The following is a 19,718-nucleotide window of genomic DNA, read 5'->3' on the forward strand; positions in this document are numbered from 1 at the left end:
GCGACTAACTGCCCAAAGGCAGGGCCGGGGGTGCTGCTAGAGAAGCAACCTCGGCCGGCGGTGCTGGTGTAGCCGTAGTGGAACCGACCCGTGTTGATCGGCCTTGTTTGGGTGGCTCGCACAACCTGTTCGAGCTCGAGCGGAGGCTAGCGATTAGCGGCCATTTGATACGCGGTTTCCAGTGCGACCCGCAGGCTTCCGGTGTCAATCCGCCCGGAGCCAGCGAGATCCAGCGCTGTACCGTGATCGACAGAGGTGCGCACGATTGGCAGGCCCAGGGTGATGTTAACGGCCGCGCCGAAGCCCTTGTATTTGAGTACCGGCAATCCCTGGTCGTGATACATCGCCAGCACCGCATCGCAATGCTCGAGATGCTTGGGCGTGAAGAGCGTGTCGGCGGGTAGCGGGCCGATCAAATCGAGGCCCTCATGACGAAGCTCGTTCAGTGCTGGCTCGATGACCTCGATTTCTTCGCGGCCTAAATGCCCGCCCTCACCGGCATGCGGGTTCAGGCCGCAGACCAAAATGCGCGGGTGGGGGATGCCAAACTTTTCCACCAGGTCGGTGTGGAGAATACGCGCCACGCGCTGCAGCCGTTCGCGAGTAATCGCCGACGCAACGTCTTTGAGCGGCAGGTGCGTGGTTACCAGCGCGACCCGCAGACCGTGGGTCGCAAGCATCATCACAACTTGCTCGGTGCCCGTAAGGTCGGCGAGAAACTCGGTGTGGCCTGAAAACGGTATGCCGGCCTCGTTGATTACGCCCTTGTGCACGGGCGCGGTGATCACACCGGCAAAGCTTCCGTCAAGGCAACCGTTTCCGGCGCGCTGCAACGTGGCGATCACATAGTCGGCATTCGCCGGGTTGAGTTGTCCACTGCAGACGGGAGCGGCCAGCGGTGTATTCCAGACATACAGGCTACCGGCAGGGGCTGGCTGGTCAGGCCAGTGCTCTGGGGTGACCTCGAGCAGTTGAATGTCCAAGCCTAGCTCGTTAGTGCGTGTGCGCATCAAGTCAAGACTGGCGACAGCGATCAGCGCGTGGGGTTGGCTGTCGCGCGCGAGCAGCAGGCAAAGATCTGGGCCGATGCCGGCGGGCTCGCCGGGAGTCAGGGCGAAGCGTTTGACGGTCATGCCGATCGGCCTCATGCAGGATAAAAAAACGGGCCGGCCAAACTGGCAGGCCCGCTATGGGTGCTGCGATCGCGTTGCTGTCAGATCTTAATCTCGACGTACGCTTCGTCGCGTATCTGGCGCAGCCAGGCTTGCAGCTCTTCCTCATATTTGCGGTTGCGCAGGAGCGTCTGCGCCTGCTGCTCGCGGAACTCTTCGCTCGCATCCGTAGCGCGACGTCCCAATACTTCGAGGATATGCCAGCCATAGGGCGTCTTGAAGGGCTCGGACAGCTGACCATTCGGTGTGTTGGCCATGACCTCGCGGAACTCCGGTACCAGCGAGCTTGGATCGATCCAGTTGAGGTCGCCGCCGTTGAGCGCTGAGCCTGGGTCTTCAGAAAAGTTCTTCGCCAGGTCAGCGAAGCTTTCGCCTGCAAGGACGCGGTCGCGCAGTCGTTGAATCAGCCGGCGGCTTTCTTCTTCGCTGCGAATCTGGCTCGGCTTGATCAGGATGTGGCGGACGTGAACCTCGTCGCGTACCTGGGTATCCCCGCCGCGCTTGTCCAGAACCTTGAGCAGAATGAAGCCAGGCGGGGTGCGGACAGGCTGCGTGAAGTCGCCAGCGTTCATGCTGCGCACTTCGGTGTCGAAGGGCGGTGGCAGCTGCGCTGCCTTGCGCCAGCCCATATCGCCGCCTTCCAGCGCGTTCTCACTGGCCGAGCGCGATACCGCCAGCTTGGCGAAGTCAGCGCCGTTCTGCAGCTGTTCGTAGGTATCCCTTGCGGTTTCTTCAGCCGCCCGGACCGCAGCCGAATCAGCAGATTCCGGAACGGGTATTAGGATGTTGGCCAGCCGGTATTCTTCGGAAAGCTGCAGCTTGCCCAAGTCGGATGCGAGGAAGTTCTCCACTTCCTGGTTTGAAACTTGAACACGCTCGGCAATGCGGCGCTGGCGCACCCGGCTAATGACCATCTCGCGGCGAATCTGCTCACGAGCAGATTCCAGGCTCAGACCGTCGCGTTCCAGCGCGGCGCGGAACTGATCAAGGCTCATGTTATTGCGCTGGGCAATAGTGGCCATGGCCTGATTGAGCTCCTCGTCGGAAATACGAATGCCTGACCGTTCACCGATCTGCAACTGCAGGTTCTCGGTGATCAATCGTTCGAGAACCTGTTGCTGCATCACGTCCCGCGGCGGCATCTCCGCGCCACGCTTCTCAATGGTTTGCTCGACCTCACGCAGACGCTGGTCCAGCTGGCTCTGCATGATGACGTCGTTGTCGACGATAGCGACGATGCGATCAAGAGGGCGAACCTCGGCGGAGGCCGAGGTAGCCAGGGTGGCGTTGCCTAGTAGAAGCGCGCCCATTAGCAGTGGGCGCAGGTAATCAGAAAGCTTGATCTTCACGTTCACGGTAACCTTGTATGCCTTCGTCGAGGAATGTCTCGGTCGAGCTGCCGAACACGCCGCCGAGTCCCTTGAGGACGATTTGCAGGAAGATGCCGTTGTCCGGTTCATCGTTCTGCGATGGGTTGAGACTGGTTTCGTCGTAGTCGATCCAGTAGCGGTTGATCAGGCGAAGCTTCCAGCAGCAATTGTCGTACTCGAAGCCGCCGAAGGCCTCCAGCGTACGGTTGCGGCTGTAGTCATGCTGCCAGCGCGCAATCACGCTCCACTGCGGCACGATCGGCCAGATGGTGGATATGTCGTGCTGGTTGATCTTGTAGTAGTCCTTGATGTACTCGGGTGTACCTGGCGTGCCGTAGTCACCGCCGTACGTCCACTCACCGGTGGCCTGATCAAAGCGCACGGTGTCGTTGCGGTAGCGGTAGCCAACGTTGACGATCTTGTTCGGGTTATCAGCGGGCTGATAGTGGAACATGGCGCTGCCCGACTGCGTTCGGCCTTCGTCCGGGTCCCAGTTGAAGGTCGAGGTGAAGCGCCAGTCGCGGTTGAAGCGGAAGAGGTATTCCAGCGCATAGGGCGACACGTCCGAAGTGGCGCCTGGGCGATCTTCCAAGTTCGGCAGCTGCACTTCGCGGTCACGGAAGTAAACGGTTTGACCGATGCTGAAGCGTTGACGCTCCATGCCGTTCGGCTCGATCCAGCGATTGGTCACGCCCAGGGATAGCTGGTTGGCGTCCCCGATCCGATCCTTGCCGGAGAAGCGGTTTTCACGCCACAGGGACGAGTAGCTGAAGGTGTTCTCCCCGGTGTCGAACACAGGGATATTGTCCTGATCTTCTTCCGGCACATACAGATAGAACATCCGCGGCTCAAGGGTCTGACGGTAGTTTTTACCGAACCACTCGGTGTCGCGATCAAAGTACAGACCGCTGTCAACGCTGAAGATCGGTACGCTCCGATCGGGCGAGTCGTTGAAATCATTCACCTGATTTCGGCCGGTGTTATCCAGCGTCAGGTCGTACTTGGTATAGGCATACTTCAACGAGGGTTTGACGAAGCCCCAGCTCCAATTGAGGGGAAGGCTTACGCCCGGTTCCAGATGCAATCGTTCACCTTCTGCGCGGGTCAAGCCGCTCAGTCGATCGTCATACCAGCGCTCGGGGTTGCCATCATCGTTGATGAAGTTGCCGCTGCGCAGGCTGCGCTGGAAACTGACGAATTCGGTGTTATAGGCGAAGCGCAGACCGCCTGGCTGAAATGGCAGAGCGCCGTCCAGTGTTAGCTGAGGCAGGCGCTCGTAAGGCGTGACGTCCGCAATGGTGGCGCGCTCATAAGCATGCACATTCAGGCGCGCCGTATAGGTTGGCGCCCGGTAAGTCAGAGTGCCGCGCTGGTCCAGATGATCCGGCTGATCAATGCTCAGGCTGGTGTCGAGGTCCTGGAAATAGTATGGGTCGCTAATATCCGTGTAATCGGCCTCGGCCAACCAGCGACTGTCCAGGCCGGTGCGATGCTGCCAGCTGTACATCCAGCGTTGATCTTCATACTCGGACTGGAGCTTACGATCATCATTGCTGTCGTCCAGGTAAGCAGCGCCGAACTGGCCTTCGCTGCTGCGGGTCAGGTAGCGGAATTCGCCCTCCATCAGCAGGCCGCGGTCAGTCATGTAATTCGGATAGAGCGTGGCGTCGAAATTGGGCGCCAGGTTGAAGTAATACGGGGTGACCAGCGAAAGGCCCGTATCGCTCGAGGAGCTGATGCTGGGCGCGAGGAAACCAGACTGGCGCCGATCATCGATCGGGAAGTGGATATACGGTGTATAAAACACCGGGACGCCCTTGACCCGAAGTGTCACGTTGGTTGCCGAGCCAAAGCCGGTCGCCGGATTCAGCGTGACGTTGTTGCCTTGCAGATACCAGTCGTTGTCACCTGGCTCGCAGCGCGTATAGGTGCCGTCCTTAAGACGAATGATGGCGTCGTCGGTGCGCTTGGCATACAGCGCGCTACCGCGGATCTTGCCTTCGTGAACCACATATTCCGCGTTGTCGACCTGGGCTTCACCGGTGTCGAGGAAGATCTCGGCGCGGTCACCGACCATAAGGGCACTGCGGTCACGCAGTCGGACATTGCCTTTCAGCTCGCCGCGGTTCTCCAGCTGATGCAGGCTGGCCTCATCGGCTTCGGCCTGGATGCTTCCCTGCCGCAGCACGACGTCACCGGCCAGCGTTGCGATTTCCTGCTGCTGTTCATAACGCGTGGCTTTTGCCGAGACGTACGTCGGGGCGTCGCTCATCGGCGTATCGTCGAACTGACCGGGGCGGCTCGGTTCAACATAGGTGCCGGCGCAATAAGGACCCGTCTCCGCCAGCTGCGCATTGGTCAGCTGGTCACGCGGCACCCAGTCCAGATGGCTATAGTCGGCGCTGCGTGATGCCAGCGCACGGCCTTTGCTCTCGGTCACCAGCTTGGTGGTGGCTACCTGACGCTTAGGCTTGCTAGCACGTGGCTGCGCCGGGTCGGTGGTGCTTCCAGCAGCGCTACCACGGTGAACAGGGCGGGGTGGTAGCTCGGGGCTCGCGGCATCGGAGGCGCAGCTCCAGCCGCCACCCGCACCGGGCTGGCAGGCGAACTGTTCGGCTGCAATTACCAGAGGGGTCGCCACAGGTTGTAAAGCGAGCAGGCCGCCGGTAACCAGTAGAGGGAATTTTTTACGAAAAGCGGGATATTTGACTGCCATCTTGTTTTTAGGGTCCGTGCTTGCGGCGAGCCATCGGCCGGGCTGGGCCGCACGCCTCTCGATGGGCTGAAAAAGATGCTGGATAATAAAGCATGACCCGTCTATCGGCTAGCGCCGCGGAGAGCACTGATATGCCGCAACACGATCAACGCCTGCAGGACCTGAACGCCTGGCTGCAACCTCAACTGAGCGCGCTTTTCGCGCGTCGCGGCTGGGGGGACGTGCCCGAGGCGCGGATGGTTCCGGCCAGCAGCGATGCCAGTTTTCGTCGCTATTTTCGCTGGGAGGCGGACGGGCGCAGTTTCATCCTGATGGACGCGCCACCGCCACAGGAGAACTGTCGGCCATTCGTTGCCGTGGCGGCGCTGCTGGACAATGCGGGGGTCAATGTACCGGAGGTTCTCGCTCAGGATCTGGAACGCGGCTTTTTGCTGCTTAGCGATCTGGGACGCCAGACCTACCTCGACATCATTGACGAAGCCAACGCCGACGCCCTGTTCGCCGACGCCATTCAGGCGCTGCTAGCCTTCCAGGTCCAGCCGTTGGAGCAGTCATTGCCAAGCTATGACGAGGCGCTGCTGCGTCGTGAGCTGCAGTTGTTTCCTGAGTGGTATGTGCAGCGTCATCTTGGCTACCAGTTCAGCGCGGCCGAGCTGAGCGTCTGGGAGCGTACATGCCGATTGCTGATTGATTCGGCCCTGGCGCAGCCGCGTGTGCTTGTGCACCGCGACTACATGCCGCGCAATCTGATGGCCAGCGAACCGAATCCCGGCGTGCTGGATTTTCAGGATGCCGTTGTCGGTCCCGTCACGTATGACATCACCTCGTTGTTCAAGGATGCGTTTCTGAGCTGGTCAGAGGAGCGCGTGTGCGGTTGGTTGCAAGGCTATTGGGAAGCCGCGCGGGCACGCGGTGTTCCGGTCCAGTCCAGCTTCGAGGAGTTCCAGCGCGCTAGCGATCTGATGGGCCTTCAACGGCACCTGAAGGTCATCGGTATATTCGCGCGGATCTGTCACCGTGACGGCAAGCCGCGCTATCTGACCGACGTTCCACGGTTCTTCGCGTACATCGAGACGGTCGCGGCGCGTCGCCCGGAACTGGCAGAACTGAGGGCGTTGTTGCAAGACCTGCCATCCGCACAGGTACAACCATGAAAGCCATGATTCTGGCAGCAGGCAAGGGCGAGCGTCTGCGCCCGCTGACTTTGCACACGCCCAAACCATTGGTGCAGGCCGGTGGTATGCCGCTGATCGAATACCACGTCCGCGCCCTAGCTGCTGCGGGTATCAACGATCTGGTCATCAACCATGCGTGGCTTGGCGAGCAGATCGAGGCATACCTGGGAACAGGCGACCGGTTCGGCGTGCGAATCCGCTATTCAGCCGAGGGCGAACCGCTCGAAACCGGCGGCGGAATCTACCGCGCGTTACCGCTGTTGGGGGAGCAACCGTTCATTGTGGTCAATGGGGACATTTGGACCGACTACGACTTCGCTGCGCTGATGCGGCCGCTGGCCGGTCAGGCGCACTTGGTGCTGGTAGACAATCCGGGCCATCATCCGGCGGGCGACTTCTCGCTGACTCACGGCGCGGTGGTCGATGCAGGCCCGCCAGATACCATGCTTACCTACAGCGGTATGGCAATTCTTGATCCGCGCCTGTTCGACGGGTGCAGTGCGGGTGCATTCAAGCTCGCGCCGCTGCTGCGCCAGGCAATCGCCGCGGGCCAGGTCAGTGGGGAGTACTACCGTGGACGCTGGGTGGACGTTGGCACCCATGAGCGACTGGCGGACGTCGAGCAGATCCTCGAGGCGCGACGCTAGATGTTCTGGCCCATAACGCTGCTGGGTGCACTGATTGGCTGGTTGCTTGCGAGTATCCCTGGGGCACTGCTTGGCGCATTGCTTGGGCAGGTTCTCGACCGGCGCTTCGGGCTCAATTCCTGGGCCAGGCTGCGCGAGCGCATGGGCGGCGGCAAGGCCGTGATGCAGGGCGACGAGTTGCTTTTTTTTCTGCTCGGACGCCTTGCGAAAAGCAGCGGACGAATCAGCGAGGCGCACATCCAGGCTGCCCGTCGAGAGATGCAGCGGCTGCGCCTGACTGCAACCGCTCAGCGTGCCGCCATCGACGCCTTTTATCGCGGCAAGTCCAGCGGCGATGGTTTGCGCGACCCGCTACACCGATTGAAAGGCAGGCATGAAGACACCAAGTCCGTGCTTCAGGCTTGCTGGAGGATGGCGCGCGCTCAGGGCGCGATTGATGCGCGCCAGCATGAGCTGATCATGCTCTGGGGCAAGTGGATGGGGTGGGGCTCGGCGGCCATTGCGGCGCTGGATGTCAGCGGCGGGCGAAGTCAAGGGGCGCCGAGCAATCCGGCTGGTGCCTATGAGCAGGCGCTGCGGTTGCTTGGCGTGCGTGCCGACAGCGAGCCCCAGGTGATCAAACGCGCATATCGACGGTTGCTCAGTAAGCATCATCCGGACAAACAGGCCGGCGCGGGTGCAACGGTCCAGCAGGTTCGTGATGCGACCGAGCGGACCCGCGAGCTGCACAGTGCTTATGTCTTGATCCGCGAGCGCCGAGGCTTTCGCTGAGCCCTAAGTCGCAGCTGGGGCGGGCGCTGGCTACCTCTGCTTGTCCAGCCAGCCGCGTACCCGGCGCACTAGCTGTTCTTGATCGGCCGTGCGGTCACCTGTGAGCGCTGGCAACCCCACCTGGCGGTAGGCCGGGTGCTCGATTCGGCGACTTGCGTTCAAGCGCGCCCGTGCCGCCGAAGGCTCGCCATGTTCTTCCCTATAGTAGAAATCACCCGTCGCTAACCTGAGGGTGGGTATCAGCTGTTCTAACGATTCATCTTGTCCTTCCGGCTGGCGTGGTCGAATCACCCCCAGATGCCTGACATCGCCAGGAGCCCGTTGCTGAAGATAGCGCGCTGCCCAATAACCGCCGGTGCCTTGGCCAAGGAGAATGATGGTCGACGGCTGTTTGCTACGAGCGAACGCCAGTGCTGATTCGATACGTTCAAGGATCTGTTCAGCCTGATCAACGACCGGTGCATTCGACTCGAGCGGTGCGCCCGTCTCGGTATTGTCGGCAGGTTCAACGGGGGCTGCTGCGGCTTCCTCGGGCAGGTAGCCGGCCTCATTGGGCGCTGCGTCGTCCATCTGCTGTTCGGTCATCGCTTCGGGTTTTACGGCCAGGGCAGGCGTGTCCTCTTCGTCGTCCACCAGGTCTGTCGCTGCAGGCAGCAGAAAGCCAGGCGAATGAGGCAAACTCAGGCTAAGGGTATGCCAGCCATGATCAGGCAGGCCTCGACGTAACGGTCCGATGCTGCGTGGCCAATCGGCACTTTCACCCTCACTGGGAAGCAGAATCACCACACCTTTTGGCTTGCCGACATTGGCCGGTTTCCAGAGCGCAGTAAAGTCTGTTTCGCCGGCCGTCAGGCTGATGAACTCACTGGCGGACAGCTGGCGCACCAGGCTTTCAGCCATGGCATCGCTGCGCGACTGCAGCGGTGGGCGCTCGGCAGCGGCAGGCGCTGAAGTGCGGTCAGCACCGGTTTGAGCTATCTCGCTGGCATCGTCGGCATGACTGACGACAGCGGCAACGATCAGCCACAACAGGGCGGACCACCTGATCGAGTTACACATGCGAGGCATCAAGGGCTCCGGGTTATCTACCGCACGGGTGGGACTGCGCCGCTTATCGCGTACGCCTTACCCGTTTTCGGCATGATGGACAAATGTGTGAGGCCTTCGTGTCGAAGGCTACCGCGAAGAGCGCCAAGTTGTACCGATGCTGGGCGCCTTACGAAGGCGGCTCCGCGCAGCAGGACAGCGAGCACGCGACAATATACGAGCGATGCTGTTAAAACATTCGCCGTGCAAAATAACGAACATCGCTCTACTGTTATCCGAACGCCGCATGGCCCGGCAGTCGATCATCGTATGCTGCTGTGCTCGCTTCCTGGCGTCTTTCCCGACCCGTGCCGACGATGAGCGGCTACTGAGGAGCTTATGAGCAAGACCAACGAATCCATGATGCAACGCCGTGTCGACGCCGTTCCCCGTGGCGTCGGCCAGATTCATCCAATCTTTGCCGATCATGCGAAGAACAGCAGCGTGGTCGACGTCGAGGGCCGTGAATTCATCGATTTTGCCGGCGGCATTGCTGTGCTGAATACTGGCCACCTGCACCCTAAGATCATCAAGGCGGTGGAAGCGCAGCTGCACAAGCTGACCCACACCTGCTTCCAGGTACTCGCCTACGAGCCGTACGTCGAGCTGTGCGAGAAGATCAACGCACGGGTGCCGGGTGATTTCGCCAAGAAGACGTTGCTGGTCACCACCGGCTCCGAGGCAGTGGAGAACGCGGTGAAGATTGCCCGCGCCGCCACCGGCCGCGCCGGAGTGATCGCCTTCACTGGCGCTTATCACGGCCGCACCATGATGACCCTGGGGCTGACTGGCAAGGTTGCGCCGTACTCCGCTGGAATGGGGCTGATGCCGGGCGGCATCTTCCGCGCGCAGTATCCCTGCGCAATCCATGGCGTCAGCGTTGATGAGTCGATCGCCAGTATCGAACGCATTTTCAAGAACGACGCCGAGCCGCGCGATATCGCCGCGATCATCATTGAGCCGGTGCAGGGCGAGGGCGGCTTCAACGTCGCACCCAAAGAGTTCATGGTCCGCCTGCGCGCGCTGTGCGACGAGCACGGCATCCTGCTGATCGCCGATGAAGTGCAGACCGGCGCTGGACGAACCGGGACGTTCTTCGCCATGGAGCAGATGGGCGTGGTCGCTGATCTGACCACCTTCGCCAAGTCGGTCGGCGGCGGCTTTCCGATTGCCGGCGTCTGCGGCAAGGCTGAGATCATGGACGCCATCGCGCCTGGCGGGCTGGGCGGCACCTACGCCGGCAACCCGTTGTCCTGTGCGGCGGCGCTTGCGGTGATGGAAGTTTTTGACGAAGAAAAATTGCTCGACCGCTGCAAGACCGTGGCCGGGAAGCTAACGGCGGGCCTTGAGTCGATTCAGGCACGGCACAAGGAAATCGGCGAGGTCCGCGGACTGGGCGCGATGATCGCCATCGAGCTGTTCGAGGACGGCGACCATGCGCGACCGGCCGCGGCGCTGACCTCGCAGATTGTCGCCAAGGCACGGGACAAGGGCCTGATCCTGCTGTCCTGCGGCACCTACTACAACGTGCTACGTGTGCTGGTGCCGCTGACTGCCGAGGACGAGCTGCTCGAACGTGGCCTGGCGATCATTGCTGAGTGCTTCGACGAGCTGACCTGACCCGAGCGGCACGCCGACATCCCAGCGGATGTCGAACGCGCCGCCACCCTGACCCTCGGGTACAATGCGCGGCATTCCGCCGTGCTACCCGAGGTCGTCATGCAGCCGTTCGCCATCGCCCCCTCCATTCTCTCCGCCAATTTCGCCCGCCTGGGCGAGGAAGTGGACAACGTGCTCGCCGCGGGCGCGAACATCGTTCACTTCGATGTAATGGACAACCACTACGTTCCCAACCTGACGATCGGCCCGATGGTCTGCTCGGCGCTGCGCAAGCACGGCGTCACCGCACCTATCGATGTGCATCTGATGGTCAAGCCGGTGGATCGCATGATTGGTGACTTCCTCGAAGCGGGCGCCAGCTACATCACCTTTCACCCGGAAGCTTCGGATCACATCGACCGCTCGCTGCAGTTGATCAAGGACGGCGGTGCCAAGGCTGGCCTGGTGTTCAATCCGGCGACGCCGCTGGACGTGCTCAAGTACGTCATGGACAAGATCGACATGGTCCTGCTGATGAGCGTCAACCCCGGCTTCGGCGGGCAGAAATTCATCCCCAATACGCTGGACAAGCTGCGCGAAGCCCGTGCGCTGATCGATGCCAGCGGCCGCGAGATCCGGCTGGAAATCGATGGTGGCGTCAATCCGAAGAACATCCGCGAGATCGCCGCAGCCGGTGCCGATACCTTCGTCGCCGGCTCGGCCATCTTCAACCAGCCGGACTACAAGGTCGTGATCGACCAGATGCGCGCCGAGCTGGCGCTGGCACGCCCATGACCCGTCTCGAGCAACTGTTCGACGGCCAGCTGCCGCGGTTGGTGATGTTCGACCTGGACGGCACCCTGATGGATTCGGTGCCGGACCTGGCCGCCGCGGTCGACAAGATGCTGATGTTGCTGGGGCGTGAGCCCGCCGGCATTGATCGGGTGCGTGACTGGGTGGGCAACGGCTCGCGGGTGCTGGTGCGTCGCGCGCTGGCCGGTCAGCTGCAGCACGAGGGTGTAGCCGAGGAGCTGGCCGACGAGGCGCTGGCGCTGTTCATGCAGGCCTATTCCGGCGGACACGAACTGACCACGGTCTACCCCGGCGTTCGCGAGAGCCTGGACTGGCTGCGCGAGCGTGACGTGAAGCTTGCGATCATCACCAACAAGCCGGCCCAGTTCATCGAACCTTTGCTGGAAGAGAAGGGACTGGCGGGTTATTTCCAATGGTTGGTCGGTGGGGACACGTTGCCTCAGCAGAAGCCCGACCCGGCGGCGCTGCTGTGGGTTATGGATCAGGCCGGGGTGGAACCCGGCGATTCGCTGTTCGTCGGTGACTCGCGTAACGATGTGCGCGCGGCGAAAGCGGCGGCCGTTCCCTGTGTCGCCCTCAGTTATGGCTACAACCACGGCGAGCCCATCGCTAATGAGGAGCCTGCGTTGGTACTCGACGACCTGCGCGAGCTGGTTGCTTCGGTTTCGGGGCTGCGCTAGTGTGGCCTCTGTCCCCTGAACCCCGCAGACGAGATCAGATCGTGGTGGTCACCCGCAAACAATGGATGAATGTCATCAAGGCCCTGGCCCGTTGGCGCTGGCGCGCCTGACATTTCCTGCCGGCTCGGCCGGTACGTTTGCATTCGACCCAAGTAGCTCCCTCCGACCACGAGGCTGACATGACCCGCGAAGAATTCCTGCGTTTGGCCGCCGAAGGCCACAACCGCATCCCTCTGTCGTTCGAAACGCTCGCCGATTTCGATACGCCGTTGACGCTTTATCTCAAACTCGCCGACGCGCCCAATTCCTACCTGCTCGAGTCCGTGCAGGGCGGCGAGAAGTGGGGCCGCTATTCCATTATTGGTCTGCCGTGCCGCACCGTGCTGCGGGTGCGTGATCACTGTGTCAGCGTGACGACCGATGATGTCGAGATTGAACAAACCGAAGTCGATGATCCCCTGGCGTTCGTCGAAGCCTTCCAGCAGCGCTATCGTGTGGCGCCAGTGGAAGGACTGCCGCGTTTCAACGGTGGGCTGGTGGGATACTTTGGTTACGACAGCGTGCGCTATGTCGAGCGCAAGCTTGCAACCTGTCCCAGCCCCGATCCGCTGGGTACACCGGACATCCTGCTGATGGTCTCCGACGCCGTGGTGGTGTTCGACAACCTCGCCGGCAAACTGCACTGCATCGTGCTGGTCGATCCGGCGCAACCAGACGCCTACGAGGCGGGGCACGCGAAGCTGCAAGCGCTTCGCGAACGGCTACGTCAGCCGATCACCCCACGCCTCGGGTTGGATTTCGAAAAGGGCGGCGGTACCGAGCCGACGTTCCGCTCCAGCTTCAGCCGCGAGGACTACGAGCAGGCCGTCAACCGCATCAAGGATTACATTCTCGCTGGCGACTGCATGCAGGTAGTGATTTCCCAGCGCATGTCGATTCCCTTCAAGGCCGCGCCGATCGATCTGTACCGCGCGCTGCGCTGCTTCAACCCGACGCCTTATATGTACTTCTTCAATTTCGGCGATTTCCACGTGGTGGGCTCGTCGCCGGAAGTATTGGTGCGCGTCGAGGAAGGCCTGGTCACGGTTCGGCCGATTGCCGGGACCCGTCCACGCGGGGCCAACGAGGAGGCCGATCTGGCGTTGGAGCAGGACCTGCTCAGCGACGCCAAGGAGCTGGCCGAACACCTGATGTTGATCGACCTGGGTCGCAATGATGTGGGCCGTGTCGCCGAAAACGGCTCGGTACGGCTGACGGAAAAGATGGTCATCGAGCGTTACTCCAACGTCATGCATATCGTCTCCAACGTCACCGGCCAGCTCAAGGCACCGCTGACGGCGATGGATGCCCTGCGCGCGATCCTTCCCGCGGGCACGCTGTCCGGCGCGCCGAAGATCCGCGCCATGGAAATTATCGACGAGTTGGAGCCGGTGAAGCGCGGCGTCTATGGCGGCGCAGTCGGCTATCTGGCCTGGAACGGCAACATGGACACGGCTATCGCGATCCGCACCGCGGTCATCAAGGACGGCGAACTGCACGTGCAGGCGGGCGCCGGCATCGTCGCCGATTCGCAGCCGGCGCTGGAGTGGGAAGAAACACTCAACAAACGCCGCGCCATGTTCCGCGCGGTCGCTCTGGCCGAACGCGACCTGCAGGAGAACTGATCATGCTGTTGATGCTCGATAACTACGACTCCTTCACCTACAACGTCGTGCAGTATCTCGGTGAGCTGGGGGCGGAGGTTAACGTGGTGCGTAACGATGAGCTGAGCGTGGCTGAAATCGAAGCCCTCAATCCCGAACGCATCGTCGTCTCGCCCGGCCCATGCACGCCCAACGAAGCAGGCGTCTCGCTGGAGCTGATTCGTCATTTCGCTGGCAAGCTGCCAATTCTCGGCGTCTGCCTGGGCCACCAGAGCATCGGTCAGGCCTTTGGCGGTGACGTGGTGCGTGCGCGTCAGGTCATGCACGGCAAGACCAGCCCGGTCATACACGAGAACAACGGGGTATTCGCCGGGCTTAATAATCCGCTCACGGTGACCCGTTATCACTCATTGGTGGTCAAGCGCGAAACGCTTCCAGATTGTCTCGAAGTCACGGCGTGGACCCGGCTTGAGGACGGCAGTGTCGACGAAATCATGGGGCTACGGCATAAGACGCTGAATATTGAGGGTGTCCAGTTCCACCCCGAGTCTATCCTCACCGAGCAGGGTCACGAACTGTTCGCCAACTTTTTGAAGCAGACCGGAGGCGTGCGCTGATGGATATCAAGGAAGCCCTCAACCGTATCGTCGGCCAGCTGGATCTGAGCACCGATGAGATGAAGGCGGTGATGCGGCAGATCATGACAGGACAGTGCACTGATGCTCAGGTCGGCGCGTTCCTCATGGGCATGCGCATGAAGAGCGAAACCATCGACGAGATCGTCGGTGCGGTGCAGGTCATGCGAGAGCTCGCCGAGCCGGTGCATTTCGATACGTATCGCTTGGTCGATACCTGCGGCACCGGTGGCGATGGCATGAATATCTTCAACGTCTCGACCGCCGCAGCCTTTGTGGTTGCCGCTGCGGGCGGCAAGGTCGCCAAGCACGGCAACCGGGCGGTGTCGGGCAAAAGCGGCAGTGCCGATCTTCTCGAGGCGGCCGGCGTCAATCTCGATCTCACCCCGGCGCAGGTCGCACGTAGCGTGGATGCGGTTGGCGTAGGCTTCATGTTCGCGCCGGCGCATCACGGCGCCATGAAGTATGCCGCCGGCCCTCGCCGCGAGCTGGGGCTGCGTACCTTGTTCAATATTCTGGGGCCCATGTCGAACCCGGCGGGGGTCAAGCATCAGGTGCTCGGCGTGTTCAGCAAGGAGCTATGCCGCCCCATGGCCGAGGTGCTATCACGCCTCGGCAGCCAGCATGTGTTGGTGGTACACGCTCAGGACGGCCTCGACGAAATCAGCCTGGCGGCACCGACCTATGTCGCTGAGTTGAACAAAGGGGAGATCAGCGAGTACCGCGTTCAGCCCGAAGATTTCGGCATCAAGAGCCAGAGCCTGATTGGCCTCAATGTGGAGGACGCGCAGGGTTCGCTGACCTTGATTCGTGATGCGCTCGGGCGTCGCAAGACCGAAAATGGCCAGAAAGCCGCAGACATGATTGTGCTCAATGCTGGGGCGGCGTTGTACGCGGCCGACGTGGCCAGTAGCCTCAAGCAGGGCGTCGAGATCGCCCACGATGCGTTGCATACAGGTTTGGCGCGCGACAAGTTCGAGGAGCTGGTGTCCTTCACAGTAGTGTTCAAGCAGGAGACTGCTCAATGAGTGTGCCGACGGTTCTGGAAAAGATCATCGCGCGCAAACGCGAAGAAGTGATCGAGCGTCAGGGGCGTGTCGGATTAGCAGAGCTTGAGGCGAAAGCGGCGGCGGCGGATCCTGTCCGCGGTTTTGCTCGGAGCATGCAAGAGCAAGCGCGAAGAAAGCAGCCGGCGGTCATCGCAGAGATAAAGAAAGCATCACCTAGCAAAGGCGTACTGCGCGAAGACTTCGTGCCGGCTGACATCGCCAAGAGTTACGAGGCAGGGGGCGCCACCTGTCTGTCGGTGCTGACTGACATTGATTTCTTCCAGGGCGGGGATGAATACCTTAAGCAAGCCCGAGCTGCCTGCAAGTTGCCAGTGATCCGCAAGGATTTCATGATCGACCCGTACCAGGTGATCGAGGCGAGGGCTTTGGGCGCCGATTGCATTCTGTTGATTGTCGCCGCGCTGGAGGACGCGCAAATGGCCGAGCTGGCCAGCGTCGCGAAGGAGCAGGGGCTAGACGTGTTAGTCGAGGTGCATGACGGTGCGGAACTGGAGCGCGCCTTACGTCTCGAAACGCCGCTGGTCGGCATCAACAACCGTAACCTGCATACGTTCGAGCTGAGCCTGGAAACAACACTGGATCTGCTGCCGCGCATTCCGCGAGATCGTTTAGTCGTAACCGAGAGCGGCATTCTCCATCGCGCCGATGTCGAGCTGATGGAAATAAACGAGGTGTACGCGTTTCTGGTTGGTGAAGCGTTCATGCGCGCTGAACAACCCGGTGTGGAATTGCAGCGCTTGTTCTTTCCTGGGCGCGCGGTTCAGCGGCGTGTCAGCGACCCAGGCTGACAGTGGTTAATGAAAAAGCCGGCAGATGCCGGCTTTCTTCATGGCGCTCAATGGCATATTCAGCGCGTGCCGAATACCACCATTGTCTTGCCTTTTACATGAACAAGGCCCTGAGCTTCCAGGCTCTTCAGAACCCGTCCGACCATCTCTCGTGAACAGCCGACGATGCGTCCAATTTCTTGGCGTGTAATCTTGATTTGCATGCCGTCGGGGTGAGTCATCGCGTCGGGCTGCTTGCAAAGATCGAGCAGCGTACGGGCGACGCGCCCTGTCACATCGAGGAATGCCAGGTCACCAACCTTGCGCGTTGTGTTGCGCAGGCGTTCGGCCATTTGGCTTCCGAGCGCATATAGAATGTCGGGGTCTTGCTGGGTCAATTCACGAAACTTTGCATAGCTCAGCTCTGCGACTTCGCATTCAGTTTTGGCGCGAACCCAGGCGCTACGTTCTTTCTCGGAACCTTCCTTCTCGAATAACCCCATCTCACCGAAGAAGTCTCCGGAGTTCAGGTAGGCGATGATCATCTCGCGACCATCGTCATCCTCGATCAGGATGGTGACTGAACCTTTGACAATGAAGAAAAGCGTCTCGCACCGGTCACCTGCATAGATGATCGTGCTCTTTGCTGTATAGCGTCGGCGATGGCAATGCGCGAGTAGTTTATCGATGTTCTTAATCTTGGGCGTGAGTGTAATAGCGACCATGCTTTAGTCCCGGAAGATGTGTCCAATAGAGGCAGTTCTTATTATTTATGACTGAGTTCAGTTATCAGGCCTGGGGAGCTTAACAGACCGGTCCGGATCGACAACTGGACTGCGACACGAATATCAACTTTAGGGCAATCATTTCGTCGGATTGCTCTATCCGGCTCTTGCCAAGCGGCGTGCTAAGCTTTGCTCCTTTTTTACCGGAGTCTATCGATGAAAGCGCGCATTCAATGGGCCGGCGAGGCAATGTTTCTTGGCGAGTCGGGCAGCGGTCACGTCGTCGTCATGGATGGACCGCCGGAAAGCGGCGGGCGCAACCTTGGGGTTCGTCCGATGGAAATGCTACTGCTGGGGCTCGGTGGTTGCAGTAACTTCGATGTGGTGAGCATTCTTAAGAAGTCCCGCCAGGCCGTGGAAAGCTGTGAAGCCTTCCTTGAGGCTGAGCGCGCTAATGAAGATCCGAAAGTATTTACCAAGATCCATTTGCGCTTCGTGGTCAAGGGGCGCGGTTTGAAAGAAGCCCAGGTCAAGCGGGCCGTTGAGCTTTCAGCCGAAAAGTACTGCTCCGCCTCCATCATGCTCGGACGCGCGGGCGTCGAAATCACCCATGACTATGAGATTGTGGAGTTGGGCTGACGGTTCGGGGCGCGCACTCGGTGCGTATAGGCGTAAGCCACTCCTGCACCAGGCCAATCCGGCCAGTGAGACTGGAACCGCGCCTCATCAATCTGCATAATGCGCGCCCCGTTTTTCAACGGGGCGTTTCGTTAGTACAGCACAGTCGCAATTGCGAAGAGGTGTATACGGTCCTACGCAGATACAGAGGTATCTGACGGGCATGCTCAATCACGCGGTAAGCCGCATCTAAGAGAGTCTCCAATGGTGAAAAGCAAACTCAAGCTCCACGGGTTCAACAACCTGACGAAGTCCTTGAGCTTCAATATCTACGACATCTGCTACGCCGAAACCCAAGAGGATCAGCAGGCGTACGTGCAATACATCGATGAGCAGTATGACGCGGAGCGCCTCACGCAGATTCTGACTGATGTTGTGGACATCATTGGCGCGAACATCCTCAATATCGCGCGGCAGGATTACGAACCGCAGGGCGCCAGTGTAACCATCCTCATATCCGAGCAGCCGGTCACGCCAACTGACAGCCAGATAGAAGAATCGCCCGGCCCGCTGCCCGATACAATCTTGGCGCACCTGGATAAAAGTCACATAACGGTCCACACCTACCCGGAGATTCACCCTGTCGAAGGCATCGCGACGTTCCGCGTTGATATTGATGTTTCAACCTGCGGGGTGATCTCTCCGCTCAAGGCGCTGAACTACCTGATCCATCAGTTCGATTCGGATATCGTCACTGTCGATTACCGAGTTCGCGGTTTCACGCGCGACGTGGAAGGCAAGAAGCACTTCATTGACCACGAGATCAATTCGATTCAGAACTATCTATCTGACGACACGCGTTCGGCCTATCAGATGACCGATGTGAATGTTTATCAGGAGAACCTGTTCCACACCAAGATGCTGCTGAAAGAGTTTGAGCTGGAGAATTATCTCTTCGGCGATGCCACCATCAATCTCTCGCCGGAGCAGCGTGACCAGGTAGAAGATCGGCTGCGTCACGAGATGTTGGAAATCTTCTATGCCCGTAATATGCCAGGCTGAAGCGTAAAGCATAAGAAAGGGCGCCAATGGCGCCTTTTCTTTTCGGCGACGTTAAATTCGGTAGGTGGTTTTGGTCATTACCTTCGCCATCAGGCTCATACCGAACTTGATCGGGGCCGGAAAACGTAAGCCCCCTGCCTCAAGGGCTGCAGTCGAGTGCTGCGCTTCATCCGTACGCATCTGTTCAAGAATGGCGCGAGATTTCTCATCGTTAGGTGGGATCTGCTCGAGATGCTCGTCCAGATGCTTGCAGACTTGATCTTCGGTAGCCGCAACGAAGCCCAAACTAATGCGGTCACTGATCAACCCTGCAGACGCGCCGATGCCGAACGACAGTCCATAGAAAAGGGGATTGAGTACGCTGGTATGGCTGCCCAGCTGATGGATACGCTGTTCACACCAGGCCAGATGGTCGATCTCCTCGTCAGCAGCTCGCTCCATTGCCTCGCGAACCCGAGGCAACCGCGCCGTTAACGCCTGTCCTTGATAAAGCGCCTGCGCGCAAACTTCGCCGGTATGATTGATGCGCATCAAGCCAGCCACGTGACGTGCTTCGCTGTCGCTCAGTTCGGTCTCGTTCTTCAATACCGCTGGCGTCGGACGCTGGGGCTGGCCGCTGAATGGCAACAGAGTTCTTAGCGCGGCATCCGCTTGCATTAGCAGGCGGTCAGCGGGGGAGTATTCGCGGGTATTGGGCATGTCGCCTCCAGGGGTCGGAGCAGCCATAAGTTGAGCTAGGTTCGGGCGGATGTGTCGGTCAACCCGGGGGCCAGTGCATCTGGCGTTGTCCAAGCACATGCATGTGAATGTGGTAGACCGTCTGGCCACCCAGGTCGTTGCAGTTCATCACGACGCGAAAGCCCTGCTGGCAACCCTGCTGTTCGGCGAGGCGCTGGGCAGTGAAGAGAATATGCCCAGCGAGTCGTTTGTCGTCCTCTTCGCTCAAGTCGTGGAGTGTCGCTATATGCTTCTTCGGAATGACCAAGAAATGCACCGGCGCCTGTGGCGCAATGTCGTTGAAAGCGATGACCTCATCGTCTTCAAATACCTTTTGCGCGGGGATTTCCCCGGCCACGATCTTGCAAAATAGACAATCCATGGCGTGTCTCCAGCGATGGCAACGATCAGGCAGTGTAACAGGCCCTTTTGGGCCTGGTCAGCCTGTACAG

General features: G+C 60.3%; 19 protein-coding genes. 12 read left to right on the top strand and 7 right to left on the bottom strand.

Annotated elements, in window-relative coordinates; all coding sequences use genetic code 11:
- Positions 1 to 146: 146 nt before the first annotated feature.
- From pdxA to K4O48_RS02595, 3 genes are all read right to left on the bottom strand, one after another.
- On the bottom strand, positions 147 to 1,133 hold the full coding sequence (pdxA, locus tag K4O48_RS02585) for a 4-hydroxythreonine-4-phosphate dehydrogenase PdxA (protein ID WP_222910626.1): 987 nt from the start codon (positions 1,131 to 1,133) through the stop codon (positions 147 to 149).
- 80 nt (positions 1,134 to 1,213) lie between these two features.
- Positions 1,214 to 2,521: a peptidylprolyl isomerase gene (locus tag K4O48_RS02590; RefSeq protein ID WP_222910627.1), complete on the bottom strand. Its 1,308-nt coding sequence runs from the start codon at positions 2,519 to 2,521 to the stop codon at positions 1,214 to 1,216.
- Positions 2,502 to 5,258 (bottom strand): LPS-assembly protein LptD, encoded by a 2,757-nt coding sequence (locus K4O48_RS02595; RefSeq protein WP_222910628.1) that lies wholly within the window; start codon positions 5,256 to 5,258, stop codon positions 2,502 to 2,504. The genes K4O48_RS02590 and K4O48_RS02595 overlap by 20 nt, the downstream gene beginning before the upstream one ends.
- A 131-nt stretch (positions 5,259 to 5,389) precedes the next feature.
- Between K4O48_RS02595 and K4O48_RS02600 the strand changes: the two genes are divergently transcribed.
- From K4O48_RS02600 to K4O48_RS02610, 3 genes are read left to right on the top strand one after another with little or no spacing between them, the layout of a single operon-like run.
- Positions 5,390 to 6,412, top strand: a complete 1,023-nt coding sequence (locus K4O48_RS02600) for an aminoglycoside phosphotransferase family protein (RefSeq protein ID WP_222911961.1) — start codon at positions 5,390 to 5,392, stop codon at positions 6,410 to 6,412.
- Positions 6,409 to 7,080, top strand: a complete 672-nt coding sequence (gene murU, locus K4O48_RS02605) for an N-acetylmuramate alpha-1-phosphate uridylyltransferase MurU (protein WP_222910629.1) — start codon at positions 6,409 to 6,411, stop codon at positions 7,078 to 7,080. The genes K4O48_RS02600 and murU overlap by 4 nt, the downstream gene beginning before the upstream one ends.
- Complete coding sequence (locus K4O48_RS02610; RefSeq protein ID WP_222910630.1) at positions 7,081 to 7,851, top strand: DnaJ domain-containing protein; 771 nt, start codon at positions 7,081 to 7,083, stop codon at positions 7,849 to 7,851.
- Positions 7,852 to 7,881: 30 nt separating this feature from the next.
- Here the strand turns inward: K4O48_RS02610 and K4O48_RS02615 are convergent, their stop codons facing one another.
- Positions 7,882 to 8,919 (bottom strand): alpha/beta hydrolase family protein, encoded by a 1,038-nt coding sequence (locus K4O48_RS02615; protein WP_260523691.1) that lies wholly within the window; start codon positions 8,917 to 8,919, stop codon positions 7,882 to 7,884.
- Between the two features lie 357 nt (positions 8,920 to 9,276).
- Here K4O48_RS02615 and gabT point away from each other — a divergent pair, with 357 nt between their 5' ends.
- The 7 genes from gabT to trpC all read left to right on the top strand — a co-directional run bounded on the left by gabT (position 9,277) and on the right by trpC (position 16,165).
- The gene (gabT, locus tag K4O48_RS02620; RefSeq protein ID WP_222910631.1) at positions 9,277 to 10,557 is read left to right on the top strand and encodes a 4-aminobutyrate--2-oxoglutarate transaminase; all 1,281 of its coding nucleotides are present in this window, start codon (positions 9,277 to 9,279) and stop codon (positions 10,555 to 10,557) included.
- 99 nt (positions 10,558 to 10,656) lie between these two features.
- Positions 10,657 to 11,331 (top strand): ribulose-phosphate 3-epimerase, encoded by a 675-nt coding sequence (gene rpe / locus K4O48_RS02625; RefSeq protein WP_222910632.1) that lies wholly within the window; start codon positions 10,657 to 10,659, stop codon positions 11,329 to 11,331.
- The gene (locus K4O48_RS02630) at positions 11,328 to 12,029 is read left to right on the top strand and encodes a phosphoglycolate phosphatase (protein ID WP_260523692.1); all 702 of its coding nucleotides are present in this window, start codon (positions 11,328 to 11,330) and stop codon (positions 12,027 to 12,029) included. Before rpe ends, K4O48_RS02630 begins: the two co-directional genes overlap by 4 nt.
- A 179-nt stretch (positions 12,030 to 12,208) precedes the next feature.
- The gene (gene trpE / locus K4O48_RS02635) at positions 12,209 to 13,693 is read left to right on the top strand and encodes an anthranilate synthase component I (RefSeq protein WP_222910633.1); all 1,485 of its coding nucleotides are present in this window, start codon (positions 12,209 to 12,211) and stop codon (positions 13,691 to 13,693) included.
- Between the two features lie 2 nt (positions 13,694 to 13,695).
- Positions 13,696 to 14,289 (top strand): aminodeoxychorismate/anthranilate synthase component II, encoded by a 594-nt coding sequence (locus K4O48_RS02640; protein ID WP_222910634.1) that lies wholly within the window; start codon positions 13,696 to 13,698, stop codon positions 14,287 to 14,289.
- Positions 14,289 to 15,335 carry an anthranilate phosphoribosyltransferase gene (gene trpD, locus K4O48_RS02645; protein ID WP_222910635.1) on the top strand — a complete coding sequence of 349 codons (1,047 nt, stop codon included), beginning with the start codon at positions 14,289 to 14,291 and terminating at the stop codon, positions 15,333 to 15,335. Before K4O48_RS02640 ends, trpD begins: the two co-directional genes overlap by 1 nt.
- On the top strand, positions 15,332 to 16,165 hold the full coding sequence (gene trpC, locus K4O48_RS02650; protein WP_222910636.1) for an indole-3-glycerol phosphate synthase TrpC: 834 nt from the start codon (positions 15,332 to 15,334) through the stop codon (positions 16,163 to 16,165). The genes trpD and trpC overlap by 4 nt, the downstream gene beginning before the upstream one ends.
- Positions 16,166 to 16,224: 59 nt before the next feature.
- On the opposite strand, the gene crp is transcribed toward trpC, so the two are convergent.
- The gene (gene crp, locus K4O48_RS02655) at positions 16,225 to 16,869 is read right to left on the bottom strand and encodes a cAMP-activated global transcriptional regulator CRP (RefSeq protein ID WP_025240288.1); all 645 of its coding nucleotides are present in this window, start codon (positions 16,867 to 16,869) and stop codon (positions 16,225 to 16,227) included.
- Between the two features lie 216 nt (positions 16,870 to 17,085).
- On the opposite strand from crp, the gene K4O48_RS02660 reads away from it, so the two are divergent.
- Positions 17,086 to 17,508: an OsmC family protein gene (locus K4O48_RS02660; RefSeq protein ID WP_222910637.1), complete on the top strand. Its 423-nt coding sequence runs from the start codon at positions 17,086 to 17,088 to the stop codon at positions 17,506 to 17,508.
- 246 nt (positions 17,509 to 17,754) lie between these two features.
- The gene (gene speD, locus K4O48_RS02665) at positions 17,755 to 18,549 is read left to right on the top strand and encodes an adenosylmethionine decarboxylase (protein WP_222911964.1); all 795 of its coding nucleotides are present in this window, start codon (positions 17,755 to 17,757) and stop codon (positions 18,547 to 18,549) included.
- A gap of 51 nt (positions 18,550 to 18,600) precedes the next feature.
- Here the strand turns inward: speD and coq7 are convergent, their stop codons facing one another.
- Together coq7 and K4O48_RS02675 are read right to left on the bottom strand one after the other, a co-directional pair.
- Entirely contained in the window at positions 18,601 to 19,248 is a 648-nt protein-coding gene (gene coq7, locus K4O48_RS02670; RefSeq protein ID WP_222910638.1) for a 2-polyprenyl-3-methyl-6-methoxy-1,4-benzoquinone monooxygenase, read from the bottom strand.
- Between the two features lie 58 nt (positions 19,249 to 19,306).
- On the bottom strand, positions 19,307 to 19,648 hold the full coding sequence (locus K4O48_RS02675) for a histidine triad nucleotide-binding protein (RefSeq protein ID WP_222910639.1): 342 nt from the start codon (positions 19,646 to 19,648) through the stop codon (positions 19,307 to 19,309).
- Between the last annotated feature and the right edge of the window lie 70 nt (positions 19,649 to 19,718).

The organism is Pseudomonas sp. DNDY-54 (assembly GCF_019880365.1).
In the GTDB taxonomy this organism is placed as follows: domain Bacteria; phylum Pseudomonadota; class Gammaproteobacteria; order Pseudomonadales; family Pseudomonadaceae; genus Stutzerimonas; species Stutzerimonas stutzeri_P.